Source organism: Mesorhizobium sp. M0601, from assembly GCF_040320845.1.
In the GTDB taxonomy this organism is placed as follows: Bacteria; Pseudomonadota; Alphaproteobacteria; order Rhizobiales; family Rhizobiaceae; genus Mesorhizobium.
In genome coordinates this window covers 1-16,772 of sequence record NZ_JAMYQK010000009.1, presented here as the reverse complement: position 1 = coordinate 16,772, position 16,772 = coordinate 1, and the positions used below count along the sequence as shown (strand labels likewise).

Annotated in this window: 10 protein-coding genes and 1 pseudogene; 10 read left to right on the top strand and 1 reads right to left on the bottom strand. The window is 63.6% G+C overall.

Going from position 1 to position 16,772, the window contains the following annotated elements; all coding sequences use genetic code 11:
- Positions 1-52: 52 nt before the first annotated feature.
- The 9 genes from NKI41_RS11195 (at position 53) to NKI41_RS11155 (ending at position 14,483) form a co-directional block, all read left to right on the top strand.
- Positions 53-2,284 (top strand): sensor domain-containing diguanylate cyclase, encoded by a 2,232-nt coding sequence (locus NKI41_RS11195; protein ID WP_352503218.1) that lies wholly within the window; start codon positions 53-55, stop codon positions 2,282-2,284.
- A gap of 163 nt (positions 2,285-2,447) precedes the next feature.
- Entirely contained in the window at positions 2,448-3,701 is a 1,254-nt protein-coding gene (locus NKI41_RS11190; RefSeq protein WP_352471486.1) for an aspartate kinase, read from the top strand.
- A 182-nt stretch (positions 3,702-3,883) separates the two neighbouring features.
- Positions 3,884-6,154: a phosphoenolpyruvate--protein phosphotransferase gene (gene ptsP / locus NKI41_RS11185; protein ID WP_352471315.1), complete on the top strand. Its 2,271-nt coding sequence runs from the start codon at positions 3,884-3,886 to the stop codon at positions 6,152-6,154.
- An 8-nt stretch (positions 6,155-6,162) separates the two neighbouring features.
- Positions 6,163-7,242, top strand: a complete 1,080-nt coding sequence (gene prfA / locus NKI41_RS11180; protein WP_352682976.1) for a peptide chain release factor 1 — start codon at positions 6,163-6,165, stop codon at positions 7,240-7,242.
- Positions 7,235-8,104 (top strand): peptide chain release factor N(5)-glutamine methyltransferase, encoded by an 870-nt coding sequence (prmC, locus tag NKI41_RS11175; protein WP_352682974.1) that lies wholly within the window; start codon positions 7,235-7,237, stop codon positions 8,102-8,104. Before prfA ends, prmC begins: the two co-directional genes overlap by 8 nt.
- Before the next feature lie 340 nt (positions 8,105-8,444).
- On the top strand, positions 8,445-9,419 hold the full coding sequence (locus tag NKI41_RS11170) for a DUF4167 domain-containing protein (protein WP_352471311.1): 975 nt from the start codon (positions 8,445-8,447) through the stop codon (positions 9,417-9,419).
- A 238-nt stretch (positions 9,420-9,657) separates the two neighbouring features.
- The gene (gene clpB, locus NKI41_RS11165) at positions 9,658-12,264 is read left to right on the top strand and encodes an ATP-dependent chaperone ClpB (RefSeq protein ID WP_352682972.1); all 2,607 of its coding nucleotides are present in this window, start codon (positions 9,658-9,660) and stop codon (positions 12,262-12,264) included.
- 145 nt (positions 12,265-12,409) lie between these two features.
- Entirely contained in the window at positions 12,410-12,775 is a 366-nt protein-coding gene (locus tag NKI41_RS11160) for an MmcQ/YjbR family DNA-binding protein (protein ID WP_352643391.1), read from the top strand.
- 238 nt (positions 12,776-13,013) lie between these two features.
- A complete protein-coding gene (locus tag NKI41_RS11155) occupies positions 13,014-14,483 on the top strand; it encodes a L,D-transpeptidase family protein (protein ID WP_352682970.1) in 1,470 nt (489 codons plus the stop codon).
- A 165-nt stretch (positions 14,484-14,648) separates the two neighbouring features.
- On the opposite strand, the gene NKI41_RS11150 is transcribed toward NKI41_RS11155, so the two are convergent.
- Positions 14,649-15,281 carry a TMEM175 family protein gene (locus NKI41_RS11150; protein WP_352471308.1) on the bottom strand — a complete coding sequence of 211 codons (633 nt, stop codon included), beginning with the start codon at positions 15,279-15,281 and terminating at the stop codon, positions 14,649-14,651.
- 168 nt (positions 15,282-15,449) lie between these two features.
- On the opposite strand from NKI41_RS11150, the pseudogene NKI41_RS11145 reads away from it, so the two are divergent.
- Positions 15,450-16,655: pseudogene (locus NKI41_RS11145) on the top strand (MFS transporter); the annotation flags it as partial.
- Positions 16,656-16,772: the final 117 nt, after the last annotated feature.

The following is a 16,772-nucleotide window of genomic DNA, read 5'->3' as shown; positions in this document are numbered from 1 at the left end:
AACGTTGGGTCAGTGTTTGGCATTTAGATTGCTGTCCGAGTAGGGCAGCCCGGTGCGCATAAGAACCCAGATAGTCGCGACATTGTTCAGCGCCGTGGCCTTGATCGGCCTGGTTGGCGGCGTTGCGATCGTCTCGCAGATATCGCTGACCAAATCCGTGGCGCTGGCCGAGGCGACAAGCGTCGCACGGCAGTTGGCCGAAACTATTGCCTTCAGGGCATCGGACGCGCCGCGTTCATTATTCGAGAGACCCGATGCGCTCCGCGAATTCGTGACTTTGCAGCACGGCCGCTCGAAACGCGATCTCGTCATCGTAGACAAAAACAAGGTTATTTTCGCCGACGTTCCGGGAGAAGAGCAAAATATCGGCACGACGTTCGACTACGATCCCGGCAATGAAATCGCCCGGACGATTGACGACGGCGTGCCGCGCAACTTCGTCGAGGCCAGTGCCGACGTGGCCGATCCGATTGACCTGGTTGCGGTGCCGATCGAGGATGCACCCGGCAAGATCGTCGGCGCCGTTCTGTTCGAGTATACGCCGCTGCTGCGTGCCGCGCAGCAGCGCACGAACGATATGCTGTGGCTTGTGGGCCTGTGTACCGCTGCAGCCGTGCTGATCGCGGCGGCCTCCGCTTTCCTGTTGTTGCGAGGCTTCAGTAAAGGCCTTGCTGGGCTCAACCGCGGCATCGAATCGCTGGCGCGCGGCGACGCCGGGGCCCGTATCGGCCGCACCTCCGATGACGAGTTCGGACAGTTGGCGCAAGGGTTCGACACCATGGCCTCCGAAATCGAAGCCTCGCGCGCTCAACTTGTCGATCAGAAGGCCTACATCGAAGACATCGTCCAGACCGTTGCCGAAGGCATCGCCGTCATCGACGGCAAGGGTCAGGTCGTGTCCGTCAATCCGGCGGCAGCCGAGATCATCGGGCGGCGCAGCGACAAGGTCGTGGGGCAGGACTGGCAGTCGGCCCTGGATATCAGGGGGCCGTCGGGAGACAAGCCCGCGTCGGGAACATCTCCGGTCGAACTGGCCATGACCACCGGCCGCCGCCACCAGAATGAGGTGAGGCTGGCAAAGCCGGATGGGACCTCCTTGCCCGTGGTCGTCAGCTGCAATCCGCTCAACCGCGCCGATGGCGGCATCGTGCTGACGCTCAGCGACATCAGCGACCTGCGCAGTGCCGAGCGGGCGGTGCACGATCGTGCCGAAGAACTGGCGAGGCTCAATCGTGAACTGAAAGAGACATCGGAGGCCACGACCCGCCTGGTCAAGCTCGGCGAACTGCTTCAGGCCTGCGTCACTTTTCACGAGGCATTTTCCGTCGTCGGCTCCGCCATGCCTGATTTCTTCGGCGGATTGAGCGGAACCGTTCATCTGACCAGTGCGTCGCGCAACCTGGTGGAGGAGATGGCGCATTGGGGCACCATCCGGTCGAGCGTCGGCCAGTTCGGACCGGAAGATTGTTGGGCGCTGCGGCGCGGCCAGGAGCACGTCGCCGGTCCAGGCATGCTGACGCCGCGCTGCAACCACATCACCGAAAATGGCGGCCGCGGTTATGTCTGTATGCCTCTAGCAGCGCAGGGAGAGACGCTTGGCATCCTGCATCTGTGCGAGCCGAATGCCGTTGACAAGCCGGAGTGGCTTGCCGAACGGCAGCAGATACTGCGTGGCGTCGTCGATACGCTGGCGTTGGCGCTTGCCAATCTGCGTCTGCGCGAGACGTTGCGGCAGCAGTCGATCCGGGATCCCAACACCGGGCTCTACAATCGCCGCTACCTTGAGGAGACCAGCAGCCGCGAGCTCAGGCGCCTGGAACGTGCCGAGCAGCCGCTGACGTTGATCATGCTCGACGTCGATCATTTCAAGCAGTTCAACGATACGTTCGGCCACGAAGCGGGGGATCTCGTCCTCAAGCAGGTGGCCGCCACGCTGGTCGACCATGTCAGGGAAAGCGACGTGGTTTCGCGCTACGGCGGCGAGGAATTTGCCTTGATGATGCCTGGAACGTCACTGGCCGATGGCGCCGATCGCGCCGAAGCTCTGCGAAAGGCGATCAAGCAGCTGCACGTCACGCACCGCGGCCGCACGCTCGGCACCATCACCGCGTCGTTCGGGGTCGCCGCCTTCCCGGAGCTCGGCGCCTCATGGGCGGAGATCGTCAATGCCGCGGATCGCGCTTTGTATCAGGCAAAGGCTGAGGGCCGTGACCGCGTCATCGCCGGAGCGGGTCTCGCCCGTGTCGAGCAGCAAAAGCCAAAGCTCACCAAGAGCGTGGCTTGAAATCTGGTTGATGGACGGGGCAAGGCGACGGAATCCTCACCGCCTTGCGAAACCGCGATCATTTGGCTAAGGAGGCCGCGCATTGAGCGCCCGGCCACAGCTTGGCGTATTTTTCCGCTTTTCGGCCTTCGGTCCGGCATCCAGTCAAAGGCATTTCGCTTCTATGGCGCGCATCGTGATGAAATTCGGCGGAACCTCCGTCGCCGACATCGCCCGCATCCGCAATGTGGCGCGTCATGTCAAACGCGAGGTCGACGCCGGCCATGAGGTCGCCGTCGTGGTCTCGGCGATGTCCGGCAAGACCAACGAGCTCGTGCAATGGACGCGCGAGGCCTCGCCGATGCACGATGCGCGCGAATATGACGCCGTGGTCGCGTCCGGCGAGCAGGTCACCGCCGGCTTGCTGGCGATCGCCCTGCAGAATATCGGCGTGCATGCCCGCTCCTGGCAAGGCTGGCAGATCCCGATCAAGACCGACAACGCGCATGGCGCGGCGCGCATTCTCGATATCGACGGCGGATTCCTGATCAAGCGCTTCGGCGAAGGCCAGGTGGCGGTGGTCGCCGGTTTCCAAGGCATCGGGCCGGACAACCGGATCGCAACGCTCGGCCGCGGCGGTTCCGATACCAGCGCTGTCGCCATCGCGGCAGCGGTCAAGGCCGACCGCTGCGACATCTACACCGACGTCGACGGGGTCTATACGACCGATCCGCGCATCGAGCCGAAAGCGCGGCGGCTGGCCAAGATTTCGTTCGAGGAAATGCTCGAAATGGCCTCGCTGGGGGCCAAGGTCCTGCAGGTACGCTCGGTCGAGCTTGCCATGGTGCACAGGGTGCGTACTTTCGTGCGGTCGTCCTTCGACGATCCCGATGCACCCGGAATGGGGGATTTGCTCAATCCGCCGGGAACGCTTATTTGCGACGAGGAAGAGATCGTGGAACAGCAGGTCGTCACCGGAATTGCCTATGCCAAGGACGAGGCGCAGATTTCGCTGCGCCGCGTCGGCGACCGGCCGGGCGTCGCCGCCGGCATTTTCGGGCCGCTGGCCGAGGCCAATATCAACGTCGACATGATCGTCCAGAACATTTCCGAGGACGGCAAGTTCACCGACATGACCTTCACCGTGCCATCCGGCGACGTCGACAAGGCGCTCGCCGTGCTCGAGCGGCTGAAGGCGACGATCGGCTACGACGTGGTGCAGTCGGAAGCCGGCATGTCGAAGGTCTCGGTAATCGGCATCGGCATGCGCAGCCATGCCGGCGTCGCCGCTACCGCCTTCAAGGCGCTGGCCGACCGCGCGATCAACATCCGCGCCATCACGACGTCCGAAATCAAGATTTCGATCCTGATCGACGGTCCCTATACGGAACTAGCAGTTCGCACTTTGCATTCCGTGTACGGTCTGGATAAGCAGTAGCAGACTGCATCGGCCCGAAAATCGGAATCGATTTTCGGAAGGCAGGATGCAGCGGATCGAAAATCTTGGAGCGGTCTTTATGCGTCCAATTGGACGACAGCGCTCTAATTGAGTTGTTGCGTTTGTGCCGCTGTGCAGGGCAACCTGCACCGGTTGAAATGCTATTGGAGGAAGAAGCCGCGATGCGTGATTCGGCCAGTGGCCCGCGCGTTTTGCTGAAACGGCTCCGCGAGCTCATGCAAGAGCCGCTGGAGCCGCAGGAGCGGCTTGACCGAATCGTGCGCGATATCGCCTCCAACATGGTTGCCGAGGTCTGCTCGCTCTATGTGCTGCGCGCCGATTCGGTGCTCGAACTCTACGCCACCGAAGGCCTGAACCCGAACGCCGTCCACCTGGCGCAGCTCAGGCTGGGCCAAGGCCTGGTCGGCACGATCGCGGCCTCGGCGCGGCCGCTCAACCTCTCCAACGCGCAGGAGCATCCTGCCTTCGCCTACCTGCCGGAGACAGGGGAAGAAATCTATAATTCCTTCCTCGGCGTGCCGGTGCTGCGGGCAGGGCGGACACTCGGCGTCCTGGTCGTGCAGAACAAGACCATGCGCCATTATCGCGACGACGAGGTCGAGGCGCTGGAAACAACGGCGATGGTGATCGCCGAGATGATCGCCACCGGCGATCTGGAGCGGCTGACAAGGCCCGGCCTCGAGCTCGATCTGCGCCGCCCGGTAAGCTTTACCGGCCTGTCCTTCAACGAAGGCGTCGGTCTCGGCCATGTGGTGCTGCACGAGCCGCGCATCGTCGTCACCAATCTTTTCAACGAGGACAGCGAGGAAGAGGTCAGGCGGCTCGACGCGTCGCTCGGCTCGCTCAGGCTCTCCATCGACGACATGCTGGAGCGCCGCGACGTCGCCTTCGAGGGCGAGCATCGCCAGGTGCTCGAAGCCTATCGCATGTTCGCCAACGACCGCGGCTGGGTGCGCCGGCTCGAGGAGGCGATCCGCAACGGCCTGACGGCCGAAGCGGCGGTCGAAAAGGTGCAGAGCGACATGCGTGCCCGCATGCTGCACATGACCGATCCGTATCTGCGCGAACGGATGAGCGATTTCGACGATCTCGCCAATCGGCTGCTGCGGCAGCTGATGGGGCGCGGACCGGAGGACGTCGCGGCCTCGCTGCCCAAGGACGCCATCATCGTCGCCCGCTCGATGGGTGCTGCGGAGCTGCTCGATTATCCCAGGGACAAGCTGCGCGGGCTGGTGCTGGAGGACGGCGCGGCGACCAGCCATGTCGTCATTGTGGCGCGGGCCATGGGCATACCGGTCGCCGGCCAGATGAAGGGCGCCGTTTCCATGGCGGAAAACGGCGATGCCATCATCGTTGACGGCGAGGAAGGCGCGATCCATCTGCGCCCGCAGCCCGACCTCGAGGCGGCCTATGCCGAGAAAGTGCGCTTCAGGGCGCGGCGGCAGGAGGTCTACCGCGAACTGCGCAAGAAGCCGTCGGTGACCAAGGACGGGGTCCAGGTCGATCTTCTGATGAATGCCGGGCTGGCGGTCGATCTGCCGCAACTGGCCGAAGCGGGTGCGGCCGGCATCGGCCTGTTCCGCACAGAGCTGCAATTCATGGTCGCTTCGACCTTTCCGCGCGCCGAAGCCCAAGAGCGGCTCTATCGTGACGTGCTCGAGGCGGCGCGCGACAAGCCGGTGACGTTCCGCACCATCGATATCGGCGGCGACAAGGTGCTGCCCTATTTCAAGGGCTCGATCCAGGAGGAAAATCCGGCGCTCGGCTGGCGGGCCATCCGCCTGACGCTCGACCGGCCTGGATTGCTGCGCACCCAGATCCGCGCGCTGCTCAAGGCGTGCGGCGGGCGCGAACTGAAGCTGATGCTGCCAATGGTGACGGAACTCGGCGAGATCGCGCAGGCGCGCGAGATCATCGATCGCGAGGTGCGGCATCTGTCGCGCTTTGCCCATCATTTGCCGACCAGCCTGAAGCTTGGGGCGATGCTGGAGGTGCCGTCGTTGCTGTTCCAGCTCGACGAACTGATGAAGGCGGTCGATTTCGTCTCGGTCGGCTCGAACGACCTGTTCCAGTTCGTCATGGCGGTGGATCGCGGCAACACCCAATTGTCCGACCGCTTCGACCCGCTCTCGACGCCGTTCCTGCGCGTCCTGAAGCAGATTGCCGACGCCGGGGCGCGCAACCAGACGCCGGTGACCTTGTGCGGCGAACTTGCCGGCAAGCCGATCTCGGCGATGGCGCTGATCGGCCTTGGCTATCGCTCGATCTCGATGTCTCCGGCATCGATCGGCCCGGTCAAGGCGATGCTGACGGAACTGCCGCTCAGCGAACTGGAAGCGTTCTTCGACGATAATCTGATGGCGCCGGCGCATGGCCTGCCGATGCGGGCGCTGCTGCAAGCCTTTGCCGACGACCGCTCTATACCGCTATAGACTTCGCCATGATCAACCTGCCCCGCGACCGTATGGATCAAGTCGTCAAGCGTTTCGACATGCTCGAAGCGCAGATGTCGGCCGGGCCAGCGCCGGACGCCTATGTCAGGATGGCCTCCGAATATGCCGACATCCAGGAGATGGTGGCAAAGATCAGGGCACTGCGCGCCGCGGAGCACGAACAGGGCGATCTGGAGGCGATGCTCGCCGACAAGGGCACCGACGCCGAGATGCGCGCCTTGGCCGAGGCCGACCTGCCGGAGGTCAAGCATCGCATCGAGGCGCTGCAGAAGGACATCCAGATACTGCTGTTGCCCAAGGATGCCGCCGACGACAAGAACGCCATCCTCGAGATCCGCGCCGGCACCGGCGGCGACGAGGCGGCGCTTTTCGCCGGCGACCTGTTTCGCATGTACGAGCGCTATGCCGCGGCGCATGGCTGGCGTTTCGAGACGGTGTCGGCCAGCGAGGGTGAGGTCGGCGGCTACAAGGAAATCATCGCCACCGTTTCGGGCAAGGGCGTCTTTGCCCATCTGAAGTTCGAATCCGGCGTGCACCGGGTGCAGCGCGTGCCGACGACCGAGGCGGGCGGACGCATTCATACCTCGGCGGCGACGGTCGCGGTGCTGCCGGAAGCCGAAGAAGTCGACATCGACATCAGGGCCGAAGACATCCGCATCGACACGATGCGCGCCTCGGGTTCCGGCGGCCAGCACGTCAACACCACCGATTCGGCCGTGCGCATCACCCATCTTCCGACCGGCATCATGGTGGTGCAGGCGGAAAAGTCGCAGCACCAGAACCGGGCGAAGGCCATGCAGATCCTGCGCGCCAGGCTCTACGACCTCGAGCGCAGCAAGGCGGACGAGGAACGTTCCGAATCGCGCAAGTCGCAGGTCGGCTCGGGCGACCGCTCGGAACGCATCCGCACCTATAATTTTCCGCAAGGTCGCGTCACCGATCATCGCATCAACCTGACGCTCTACAAGCTCGACCGGGTGATGATGGGCGAACTCGACGAGGTCATCGACGCGCTGATAGCCGATCACCAGTCGAAGCTGCTCGCCGATATCGGCATCGATGGCTGACAGCCTGCCCGCCACGCTGGCGCCACTGCTGCGGGAGGCGCGAAACCGGCTCGCCGCAGCCGGAATCGCGGATCCGGCGCTCGATGCCAGGCTGATCGTCGAGCATTTTTCCGGCACCAGTCGCACGCAGGCCATCGCCGATCCCGGGCGCGCTGTCGATACGGACGTGACGGCGGTAATCGAAGCCGCCTTGCGGCGGCGCATCGCCGGCGAGCCGGTACACCGAATCCTTGGCTACCGCGAATTCTACGGCTTGCGCCTTTCGCTTTCGCCGCAAACGCTGGAGCCGCGGCCGGATACCGAAACGCTGGTCGAGGCTATACTGCCCTTCGTCAAGGCAATGGCGGCACGCGAGGGCTGCTGCCGCATCCTCGATCTAGGGACCGGTACCGGTGCCATCGCGCTGGCGCTGCTCAGCGCCGTTCCGGCCGCGACCGCCACCGGCGTTGACATTTCGCAGGAGGCGCTGGCCACAGCCATGCGTAATGCCGGGGAATTGGGGCTCGCCGGCCGGTTCACGCCGCTCAAATCCGACTGGTTTGAAAAAGTTTCTGGCCGGTACCATGTAATTGTCGCAAACCCTCCCTATATACCCTCAGACGACATTGGAAATCTGCAGGACGAGGTCCGCGGTTTCGATCCACGCCAGGCCCTCGATGGCGGTGTGGACGGTCTGAGCCCCTACAGGAAGATCGCCGCGGGAGCGGCAGCGTATTTGGAAGTCCAAGGCAGGATTGCGGTCGAGATCGGCCATACGCAGCACCAACAGGTTACGGAGATATTCTCCGCGGCCGGGTACCGTTCGGTCGGGGTGTTTCGTGATCTCGGCGGAAACGACAGAGTTCTTGTGTTCGAACGGTGAAAGCCGTGATGCAGTGCGAAAAAAGCGCTTGGCAATACCGGGGAATGCGGCTAGGGTCGCCTTAACCGGATGAGACGAAGCAGGCAGTGCTCTTAGCGATTCGGTTTTCCTTGGAAATAGCTGCCTTCTTGCGCAAACGACGCCCAAGCTTCGTGCGGGAATCGTCCGGCAAGTGAAGTAACCGGAACAGGATGGCACGTGGCGCCAACGCAATTGATGCGGGCGAACGCCGGTGAAGGAACGAAACGGCTGGCCGCATGAGCGCCTCCGTTCGTGAAGAGTTTTTCGAAAATTTCAAAGTGAAGAGAGTCTAATGAGGCCACAACAGCAAAACAGGCGCATGCGCGGTCGCAACAACAATGGCGGCGGCGGCAACAACAATAACAACAACAACCGTAAGGGGCCTAATCCCCTGACGCGCAACTACGAGAGCAACGGCCCGGACGTGAAGATCCGCGGATCGGCTCAGCAGATTGCCGAGAAGTACGCAACCCTTGCCCGTGACGCGCAAAGCTCCGGCGACCGGGTGATGGCGGAAAACTATCTCCAGCATGCAGAGCACTATAACCGCATCATCGCAGCCGCTCAGGCGCAGATGCCGATCCAGAACGCGCAGCAGAATCGCGATGATTTCGACGATGACGGCGACGAGGATCGCGACGAGTTCGACAATGCCGGCAACAACAATGCCAACGAGACGTCGGGTTCGGCGGCCAATCACGGTGCCGGCCCGCAGCCGGTCATCGATGGCACGCCGGCCGAGCTGGCTCTGAACCAGGAAAACAGCCGCGACAATCGGGGCGGCCGCGACAACCGTGACGGCCGCGACAACAATGGCGGACGCCACCGCGACCGTCGCCCCAATGGCGGTTACGGCCAGAACGGCCAGCGCGGCGAGTATGGCGCGCGCGGCGAGCAGGGTGGCCAGCGCGCCGAACAGCCACGGCGCGACGAGACGCCGGCGCAGGCGGAGCCCGTGCCGGCCGCTGGGCCGGTCTTTGTGAGCGAGCCCGCACCGCAATTCGACAACCTTTCGCCGGCGGGTCTCGCCGCCCAGGCCGAGCTCAACGAAGCCGCGGCCGAAAACAGCCCGGCCCGCCGCCCCAGGCGTCCGCGTCGCCCGCGCCTCGATGTCGAACAGGCAAATGGCGGCAACGACAACGCCGGCCCTGACAGTGCCGAGACTGGCAGTGCCGAGACAAGCAGTGCCGAGACAAGCAATGCCGAGACTGGCAATACCGACGCTGGCAATGTCGATGCAGCGCCGGCTGAAGGCCCCGACGGTCAAGCTGTGATCGCAGACGTCGAGAATTGATCGGAAAAACGTTCAGTCGATCTTAGCGCATCCTTTACCCCAGGCGGCGGAGAGAAATCTCCGCCGTTTTTGCTTTGCGCGCTCGGAATATTATGCATTCGCCAGTGTCGAGGCGTCTTGAGGGTCCGTGGTTTGCGTCCCATATCTTGCGTGAACAGGATCCGGCTCGAACGGGCGGGTCCGTCACCGCAATCTGATCCGGTGCCGCGAAGCGGGCCGGTGACGGAAGGAGACAGGCATGAATCTTGAAAAATATTCCGAGCGCGTGCGCGGCTTTATCCAGTCCGCGCAAACCATGGCGCTTTCCCGCAGCCACCAGCAATTCACCCCCGAGCATATTCTCAAGGTCCTTGTCGATGACGACGAGGGCCTGGCTGCGTCGCTGATCGAGCGCGCCGGCGGCAATGTCCGTGACGTCAAGCTCGGCGTCGAAACGGCACTGGAAGCAATGCCCAAGGTCGAGGGCGGCAATGGCCAGCTCTATTTGGCGCAGCCGCTGGCAAAGGTGTTCTCGACCGCCGAGGAACTGGCCAAGAAGGCCGGTGACAGCTTCGTCACCGTCGAACGGCTTTTGCAGGCGCTGGCCATGGAAAAATCGGCCAAGACCGCCGACATCCTGTCCAAGGCCGGTGTCACGCCGCAGGCGCTGAACCAGGTCATCAACGACGTACGCAAAGGTCGCACCGCCGATTCGGCGAGCGCCGAGCAGGGCTACGACGCGCTGAAGAAATACGCGCGCGACCTGACGGCGGACGCCCGCGCGGGCAAGCTCGATCCGGTCATCGGCCGCGACGACGAAATCCGCCGCACCATCCAGGTGCTGTCGCGCCGCACCAAGAACAACCCAGTGCTGATCGGCGAACCCGGCGTCGGCAAGACGGCGATCGCCGAAGGGCTGGCGCTGCGCATCGTCAATGGCGATGTGCCGGAATCGCTCAAGGACAAGCAACTGATGGCGCTCGACATGGGGTCGCTGATCGCCGGCGCCAAGTACCGCGGCGAGTTCGAGGAGCGGCTGAAGGCGGTGCTTTCCGAAGTCACGTCTGCCGCCGGCGGCATCATTCTGTTCATCGACGAGATGCACACGCTTGTCGGTGCCGGCAAGGCGGATGGCGCCATGGACGCGTCGAACCTGCTGAAGCCGGCGCTCGCCCGCGGCGAACTGCATTGTGTCGGCGCAACCACGCTCGACGAATACCGCAAGCATGTCGAGAAGGATGCGGCCCTTGCCCGCCGCTTCCAGCCGGTCTTCGTCAATGAGCCGACGGTCGAAGACACTGTCTCGATCCTGCGCGGCCTGAAAGAGAAATACGAGCAGCACCACAAGGTGCGCATCTCGGATTCGGCACTGGTCGCGGCCGCTACACTGTCAAACCGCTACATCGCCGACCGCTTCTTGCCGGACAAGGCGATCGATCTCGTCGACGAGGCCGCCTCGCGGCTCCGCATGCAGGTCGATTCGAAGCCCGAGGCGCTGGACGAGATCGATCGCCGCATCATGCAGCTCAAGATCGAGCGCGAGGCGCTGAAGGTCGAGAAGGACGATGCCTCGAAGGACCGGCTCGCGCGGCTCGAGAAGGAACTCTCGAACCTCGAGGAGGAATCGACCGAGCTGACCTCGAAATGGCAGGCCGAGAAGCAGAAGCTCGGGCTTGCCGCCGACCTCAAGAAACAGCTCGACGAGGCGCGCAACGAACTTGCCATCGCCCAGCGCCAAGGTGAATTCCAGCGCGCCGGTGAACTTGCTTACGGCAAGATCCCGGAACTCGAAAAGCAGCTGAAGCAGGCCGAAGCCAGGGATGGCAAGGCCGGCATGGTCGAAGAAGTGGTCGGCCCCGATCACGTCGCCCATATCGTCTCGCGCTGGACGGGCATCCCGGTCGACAAGATGCTGGAAGGCGAGCGCGACAAGCTGTTGCGCATGGAAGACGAGATCGGCAGGCGCGTCGTCGGCCAGGGCGAGGCGGTGCAGGCAGTGTCGAAAGCGGTGCGCCGGGCCCGCGCGGGTCTGCAGGACCCGAACCGGCCGCTCGGCTCGTTCATGTTCCTCGGGCCGACGGGCGTCGGCAAGACCGAATTGACCAAGGCGCTGGCCAGCTTCCTGTTCGACGACGAGAGCGCCATGGTGCGCATCGACATGTCGGAGTTCATGGAGAAGCACTCGGTCGCCCGGCTGATCGGCGCGCCTCCCGGCTATGTCGGCTATGAGGAAGGCGGCGCGCTGACCGAAGCGGTGCGGCGCCGGCCCTATCAGGTCGTGTTGTTCGACGAGATCGAGAAGGCGCATCCTGATGTCTTCAACGTGCTGCTGCAGGTGCTCGACGACGGCCGGCTGACCGACGGGCAGGGCCGCACGGTCGACTTCCGCAACACGCTGATCATCATGACGTCCAATCTCGGCGGCGAATATCTGGTCAATCTCGGCGAGGACCAGGATGTCGACGTCGTGCGCGACGAGGTGATGAATGTCGTCAGGGCTTCGTTCCGGCCGGAATTCCTCAACCGCATCGACGAGGTGATCCTGTTCCACCGGCTGCGCCGCCAGGATATGGGCCAGATCGTCCAAATCCAGCTCAAGCGGCTGGAAAACCTGCTTGTTGACCGCAAGATATCGCTTTCGCTCGATCAGGAGGCGATCGACTGGCTGGCGGCCAAGGGTTACGACCCGGCCTATGGCGCGCGGCCGCTGAAGCGGGTGATGCAGAAGGAATTGCAGGACCCCCTGGCGGAAAAGATCCTGCTCGGCGAGATCCTCGACGGCTCAACCGTCAAGGTCACCGCCGGCTCCGACCGCTTGAACTTCCGCTCGAAGCCCGCGGTCGTGGCAACCGAGGCGGCCGCCTGAGCTCAAGCCAAGGACCTGTTCCATCCCGATCGAATCGGGATGGAATTCCTATCTTCAATCTCGACCATGATCCTTTCCGAAAAACCGGCATACCCTTTTGTTACGCCGGCCTTCGGTTCATGGTCTAACACTTGGTGGGGCGCAGATGACGTTGGACGACTACAACAGTTTCTGCGCCTCGCTGCCTTCGACGACCCATGTCGTGCAGTGGGGCGGCGCGCATGTCTGGAAAGTCGGCGGCAAAGTCTTCGCAATCGGCGGCTGGAGTGAAGGCAAGGAGCCGTTCGTCACCTTCAAATGCTCCGATATCGCCTATGATGTGCTGAGGGAACAGCCGGGCCTTCGGCCGGCGCCGTATCTCGCCTCGCGCGGCATGAAATGGATCCAGCGCCAGACCGGCGAAAGCATGGATGATGAGGCGCTGAAGGATTATTTGCGCGAAAGCCACCGTCTTGTCGCGCTGAAGCTGACAAAGCAGGCGCGCAAGGAATTGGGACTCGCTGCCGGTTAATCGGTCAGAAATCCGCCATCTTCATGCCCGGTTCATATTGGAACCTTATCGTTGGCAACTGATTTGCTGGCGAAGGGGTTCGCCTACCACATCGGCCCGAAATCGAGTTTTGATTTTCGCAAAGCACGATGCGGAGATTTAAAGCGTTAGAGCGTCCTTTGCGCGTCGAAAAAGACGTGCGGCGCTTTGAAGAGACAATGCCGGCGGCGGCAATTACGGACCGGAGAATTTGGCCATCATGTTGCGCACCATCTTCACCCTTTCAGCGCTTGCTGCCGGGCTGCTGGCGTCGAATGCGATGGCCTCGCCAATAGTGGATACCGCGCCACGGGTGGTTCGTGCCGCCAATGGCGGCGGCGTTCTGATTGCCCAGAACGGCAATCTCGACATCTATTACGACGCCAGGGGAAACCGCGTCATCGTCGATGCGGAGACCGGCAAGGTTATCGCCATCCAGCCGCCGCAGACCAGGCTCGACCGCCGTGCCTTGCGCCGCGAGCGCTTGCGCAATCTCGGACCGGTCGAGGACGACCGCTATTATCTCGACGACCCGCAGGACATGGCGCGCTACCGCCGCAGGCAGTTGGAAGACGAGGGCAGGATCATCGTGCCGCCGGCCGACGACTACGATCTTAATGGCGACAATTCGGTGGAAGCCTTCCCCGAAGCGCCACGGGATGACGGCTACGGCAATGGTTATCCGGAGGCAAAGCCGCGCACCATCGAGCGCCAGCCGCTCAACGAGGCCTCGATCGAGCCGGTCGAGCCGACGGGGCCGAACGAGCAGGCGGCCTTACCGCCAGATACAGCCCGGCCGCCAAGCACTGGCGGCAAGACGGCGGTCGACCCGTCGCTTGCGCTCGGCGCCCGCGAGGACGTGGCGGCACTGCAGGTGCTGCTCGACCGTGCCGGTGCATCGCCCGGCGTCATCGACGGACGCTTCGGCTCGAATGTCGACAAGGCGCTCGCCGCCTATAATGAGATCACCGGCAGCAATCTGAAATCGACCGACGCAATCGGCATCCAGGCGGCCCTGGCGCAATCCGGCGGCGATGCCTTCGCCTCATATACGATCACGCCCGAGGATGCGGCCGGTCCCTATGTCGCCTCGATACCGGAGGACTACAGCCAAAAGGCCCAGCTCGATCGGATGGGCTACACGTCGGTACCCGAAGCGTTGGCCGAGCGCTTCCATATGGATGAAACCTATCTGAACAAGCTCAATCCGGACGCCAATTTCAATCGTCCGGGCACCATCATCAAGGTCGCCAATTTCGGCAGGCTGGTGGCGACGCCGGTGGCGCGCATCATCGCCGATAAGTCCAATAAGCAGGTCCGCGCCTATGATGCGGCGGGCAAGCTGGTCGCAGCCTATCCGGCGACTATCGGCTCGTCCGACACGCCGTCGCCGTCCGGCACGCATGCGGTGTCGCGTGTCGCATTGGACCCGAACTACACCTACAACCCGAACATCAATTTCAAGCAGGGCGAAAACGACAGGATCCTGACCATCCCGCCGGGGCCGAACGGCCCGGTCGGCTCGGTCTGGATTGCGCTGGACAAGCCGACCTACGGAATCCACGGCACGCCGGATCCGTCCAAGATCGGCAAGACCGAAAGCCATGGCTGCGTGCGGCTGACCAATTGGGACGCGCGCGAGCTTGCCAAGATCGTGACGCCCGGCGTTACGGTGGAGTTCGTCGAGTAGGGCATGTTGATATTCAGGTGATGCCGGCCTGCAAACGGCGGCTTCCTCCGCTTCCGGTGCTCACGTACTCAAAAGTACGCTCCGCTCCGGTTCTCGGAAGCCACCATTTTCGGCTCGGCCTGACCTGAATCTCAACACACCTAAGGCGGACAGGCGTCGCTCCATTCACCCGATGACCTTGCGCAGCAGTGGCGCGCGCGGCGCTGCGGCATAGATCAGCTGCACCACCAGGATGAAGCCGACGCTGAGCAACGGGCTGATCAGGCAGAGAGCAGCGCCGACGGCCCACAGGATCTGTGCCTTGACGATGCGCAGATAGACCGTTCGGGTGGTCTCCGCGTCGACACCTTCGGCCAGAAATCCGTTTTTGTCCGCGTAGCGCCAACTGGCGAGCAGCGTCAGTCCGAGCATCAAAAGATTGAACCAGTAGGCGAGCACCGCAGTCCTGAATTCGAGGAAGTCGGCGAGAAGGTCGGTCGAGAACGGCAGCAAGGCGATGAAGCCGAGGAAGCAGAGGTTCAGCGTGGCAAGCCGCCGGTCGGATTTTGCAATCAGCCCGTGTTGCGCCTGCTGGCCGAACCAGAAGATGGTCAGCGTCAGGAAGCTGAGCGCATAGGTCAGGAAGCGCGGCGCCAGTGCTGTGATCGCTGTGATCAACTCGCGTTCGGAATGCACCGTTTCATGCGCCGGCACCCTGATCTCGAGGACGATCAGGGTGAGCGCGATGGCGAACACGCCGTCGGTGATGCCGACGACGCGCCCGCGTCCTTCCGCCGAGGGTTCGAGCGGCCGTTTCATGCGGTATTTCTCCCTTGTCTGTAGCGCCGCGAGAAGCTTAGCACGGCACTTGCCGTTTGCACCCTGAGCGGCGTGATCCTGCCTGTGTGGCCAGGTTGGACCTGGTTTCAACGAGAACAGTCTGCTGGCCGGTTGTCGCCGGCGCGCCGGCGATCTAGGTAAGGCGGCATGCACACGCCAACCAAAGTCGGTACCGGCGCCGTTCCCCTGACCGGCTCACTTCCCGCCGATACGTTCTGTCCACAGGCGCAGCGGCGGTTCGTGCTGATCGCCGCGATCCTGGCTTCTGCACTAGGCTTCATCGACGGGTCGGTCCTGGCCATTGCGACGCCGGCGATCCGCGTCGACCTCGGCGCCAGCCTCGCCGAGGCACAATGGATTTCCAATGCCTACGCATTGACACTCTCAGCCCTCATTCTCGTCGGCGGCGCCGCCGGCGATCGCTTCGGCCTGCGCCACTCCTTCGTCGCCGGCATCGTCCTGTTCATTGCCGCCTCGCTTGCCTGCGCGCTGGCGCCTGACCCGGCGGTGCTTATTGCGTTTCGGGCTATCCAGGGTGTCGGAGCGGCCATCATGGTGCCGGGCAGCCTGGCCATTATCGCCAAAGCCTATCCGAAAAAGGAACGCGGCCGGGCGATCGGCATCTGGGCCGCAGCATCAGCACTGACGACGGCGCTCGGCCCGGTGCTGGGCGGCTTCGTGCTGTCGGCGTTCGGCGACGGCATCTGGCGGGCGATCTTCGCCATCAATCTGCCGCTCGGCCTTATCTCGGTCTATCTTCTGCTGGCCAAGGTCCCTGCCGACGCGCCGGTGGAAAAGCGCAGCCTCGATCTCGGCGGCGCTGCACTCGCCATATTGGCGTTCGGAGCTCTCGCTTACGGTCTGACCTCGATCAGTGGCGACGGGGAGGGGCTGATGTCCGGCCCGAGTATTGCCGCCGGTGCGGTTTTGCTCGTCGTGTTCATCGTCTTCGAGCGCCGGCGGCGCGAGCCGATGATCGATCTGTCGTTGTTTCGGATCGGCGCGTTCGCGGGCGCCAATGTGGCGACCTTCTTCCTTTATTTTGCGCTGTCGGCCAATCTGTTCTATCTGCCGATGCTCATGATCGCCGGATGGGGGCTGAGCGCGGCCGAGGTCGGTTTCATCTTCTTGCCGCTTTCGGCATTGATCGCAGTGTTGTCCGGACCGGTCGGCCAGTGGTCCGACCGCATCGGGCCTCGCTTTCCGATCTCCAGCGGCAGTCTGGTTGTGGCTCTTGCCTTTGCCGGACTTGCCTTGCTGGCCTATTGGGGCATCCACAATTTCTGGATCGGGGTATTCCCGCTGATGGCATTGATGGGGCTCGGCATGGCGCTGGTGGTATCGCCGCTGTCGCGGGGGGGGCGGGCGGGGGGGGGGGCGGGCGCTTAGGGGGGGGGCCGGGGGCGGGGTGGTGACACGCGGCGGCCGCGGAAGCGCGGGGGAGGAGGGGGGGGGGGGGATGAGTCGGGG

Excerpts from the sequence above, each read along its gene's own strand:
- NKI41_RS11150 (WP_352471308.1), bottom strand. The coding sequence starts at position 15,281 with ATGAAACGGCCGCTCGAACCCTCGGCGGAAGGACGCGGGCGCGTCGTC.
- NKI41_RS11160 (WP_352643391.1), top strand. The coding sequence starts at position 12,410 with ATGACGTTGGACGACTACAACAGTTTCTGCGCCTCGCTGCCTTCGACG.
- ptsP (WP_352471315.1), top strand. The coding sequence starts at position 3,884 with ATGCGTGATTCGGCCAGTGGCCCGCGCGTTTTGCTGAAACGGCTCCGC.
- prfA (WP_352682976.1), top strand. The coding sequence starts at position 6,163 with ATGATCAACCTGCCCCGCGACCGTATGGATCAAGTCGTCAAGCGTTTC.
- NKI41_RS11155 (WP_352682970.1), top strand. The coding sequence starts at position 13,014 with ATGTTGCGCACCATCTTCACCCTTTCAGCGCTTGCTGCCGGGCTGCTG.
- NKI41_RS11170 (WP_352471311.1), top strand. The coding sequence starts at position 8,445 with ATGCGCGGTCGCAACAACAATGGCGGCGGCGGCAACAACAATAACAAC.
- NKI41_RS11190 (WP_352471486.1), top strand. The coding sequence starts at position 2,448 with ATGGCGCGCATCGTGATGAAATTCGGCGGAACCTCCGTCGCCGACATC.
- clpB (WP_352682972.1), top strand. The coding sequence starts at position 9,658 with ATGAATCTTGAAAAATATTCCGAGCGCGTGCGCGGCTTTATCCAGTCC.
- prmC (WP_352682974.1), top strand. The coding sequence starts at position 7,235 with ATGGCTGACAGCCTGCCCGCCACGCTGGCGCCACTGCTGCGGGAGGCG.